The sequence below is a fragment of the Streptomyces sp. NPDC000941 genome (assembly GCF_053599555.1).
Window position 1 is genome coordinate 1 of sequence record NZ_JBSFMM010000503.1, and the last position, 2,321, is coordinate 2,321.

The following is a 2,321-nucleotide window of genomic DNA, read 5'->3' on the forward strand; positions in this document are numbered from 1 at the left end:
CCCGGGCGCCCCAGGAGCCGGTGCCTCCGCTGACCAGCACCGTGCCTCCACTGTCCGCGGCCGGTTCATGCGCGACTTGTCCGCCTCGATCAGCATCGGCTCGCTGGTGCGGCGGGCGGGGACGCTGTTCATCGACCGGTCCACCCTGCGCGGGCTGCCGGACACCGTCGCGATGGTGTCCGGGCAGTTGCGTTCCGGCCATTCGGTCATGGTCTTCCCGCAGGGCGTCACCTGGTGCGCCGGAACGGGCGGCAACTTCCGGCGGGCCACCTTCCAGGCGGCGATCGACGCGGGGGCGCCGATCCGGCCGGTGACCCTGGACTACCTTCAGCATGGAGCGCCGACCACGGTGGCCGCCTTCGTCGGCGAGGACGACTTCGGCAGCTCCGTACGGCGGGTCCTGCGCGCCACCGGGCTGACCGTGCGGATGCGGATACACCAGCCGCTGTCGGCCCTGCCGGGCGTGGACGACCGGCGGAGCCTCGCCGCACAGGCCCAGGCGGCCGTATGCGGCGCGGAGTTGTCCACACACGGCTGAACCCCAGGCAAAACTCCACTCGGGCAGAAACGGGCGCAAGTCTTTCGGAAACGGTCAGTGGCAATGGGTCGCAACATTGGTATACACCTTGAAGCGGATCTAAACACCCGTCACCAGAATCCACATCCGTTGCCGATACGACAGAAAGTGGTGACTACCCTTGGCTGCCCACCCCCACACCGCCCAGGTCACCCCCGATCGCCCCAAAGCCTCCCAAGGGGGCGGCCGGTACGCCACCGGTATGGCCACCCTCACCTCCGACCTGCGGATCCTCGCGGGTGACGACGACTTCTTCCGCCACTTCGGCGGTTCGTCGGCGGAGCTGTGCGGCCGCGAATTGTTCGATCTGCTGCACCCCAGCGCCCCTACCGTGCTGCGCGAACACTTCTCTCGTCTGCACGACGGGCGGCGCACCCGGTTCACCGAGCGCGTCGTCGGATGCCGCACGGACGGCCAGGTGTTCTCCGGCGATCTGACCGGTACGGCCATCGAGGGCCCCTCGGATCAGCTGTCCGCCATCGTCGTACTGGTCAAACCGGACGACGAGGCGGTCCTCGACGAAGCCACCACGCTGCGGCGGCTGTTGCTCTCCCCTATGGAGGCCCAGATACTCGAAGGGGTGGCCACCGGCGCCTCGACCGTACAGCTGGCCTCCAAGCTCTATCTGAGCAGGCAGGGCATCGAATACCACGTGAGCTCGATGCTGCGGAAGCTCAAGGCGCCCAACCGCGCGGCCCTGGTGTCCCGCGCCTACTCGGCGGGCATGCTGACGGTCGGCACCTGGCCGGCCAGAGTGCTCCCCGACTTCGTCAAATAGCCCCCTCGCGGCGGCACGACGGGGGCGTGCCGCCGAGGGGGGTGGAGGGCTCGGCTCTCCTCACGTACCCGCCGCCGTTACCCCGCCGCGAGCGTGGTGGCGACGATGGTCAGGGCGACCCCGCCGAGCAGGGCGGCCACCAGCAACCGGAGCCGCAGCCGGCGGTAGATCCCCTGGTACTCCGCGCGCAGTTCCTCGGCGCGCCGCGCCACCTTGTGCAGGTTCTGCTCGGTGAGGTCCCACTGGTCCTGCGCGTAGAGGCGTTCGACCTCCTCGCGCTGGGCGACGGTCAGCCAGTCCAGCCGGCCCACGAACCGGCGGGCCCGGTCGCAGGCCCGCTCGCGTTCCGCCTGGAGCAGCAGATAGCCCTCCAGTTGGCTGATGCCCATGGCGATATCGCCGGGCCACGGCGCGCTCATGCCCCTCTCCCCCGCTCAGTCTTGGCGCGCTCCAACGCGCGGGCTTCCCTCGTCACTGCTCGCTCCTCCGTCGCTGCGCGGCTCCTCAGTCCAGCCCGCACAGCGCGCCAAGACACGCTCATATCTGGCGCTCCCGCTCGGCGACCTCCGGGTGGTGCAGATCGAACGCCGGGGATTCAGACCGGATCTGGGGCAGCGAGGTGAAGTTGTGCCGGGGCGGCGGGCAGGAGGTCGCCCACTCCAGCGAGCGGCCGTAGCCCCACGGGTCGTCGACCTCGATCTTCTCGCCGTACTTGGCGGTCTTCCAGATGTTGTAGAAGAACGGCAGGATCGACAGGCCGAGCACAAAGGAGAAGATCGTCGAGACGGTGTTCAGCGTGGTGAAGCCGTCGGCGGCGAGATAGTCCGGGATCCTGCGGATCATTCCTTCCGTCCCCAGCCAGTGCTGGACGAGGAACGTGCCGTGGAAGCCGATGAACAGCGTCCAGAAGGTGATCTTGCCCAGGCGCTCGTCCAGCATCTTGCCGGTGAACTTCGGCCACCAGAA

At 68.8% G+C, this 2,321-nt stretch carries 4 protein-coding genes; 2 read left to right on the forward strand and 2 right to left on the reverse strand.

The window, feature by feature from the left end; translation table 11 throughout:
- Together ACWDSL_RS53080 and ACWDSL_RS53085 are read left to right on the forward strand one after the other, a co-directional pair.
- Positions 1–538, forward strand: a 538-nt coding sequence (locus ACWDSL_RS53080; RefSeq protein ID WP_450496916.1) for a lysophospholipid acyltransferase family protein, incomplete at its 5' end; no start/stop codon positions are given.
- Between the two features lie 160 nt (positions 539–698).
- On the forward strand, positions 699–1,355 hold the full coding sequence (locus ACWDSL_RS53085) for a LuxR C-terminal-related transcriptional regulator (RefSeq protein WP_450496918.1): 657 nt from the start codon (positions 699–701) through the stop codon (positions 1,353–1,355).
- A 77-nt stretch (positions 1,356–1,432) separates the two neighbouring features.
- Here ACWDSL_RS53085 and ACWDSL_RS53090 read toward each other — a convergent pair whose 3' ends face one another.
- Both ACWDSL_RS53090 and ACWDSL_RS53095 read right to left on the reverse strand, forming a co-directional pair.
- Positions 1,433–1,774 (reverse strand): hypothetical protein, encoded by a 342-nt coding sequence (locus ACWDSL_RS53090; protein WP_398531766.1) that lies wholly within the window; start codon positions 1,772–1,774, stop codon positions 1,433–1,435.
- 118 nt (positions 1,775–1,892) lie between these two features.
- Positions 1,893–2,321 (reverse strand): cbb3-type cytochrome c oxidase subunit I (locus tag ACWDSL_RS53095; protein ID WP_450496920.1); only part of this gene is annotated, 429 nt, incomplete at its 5' end.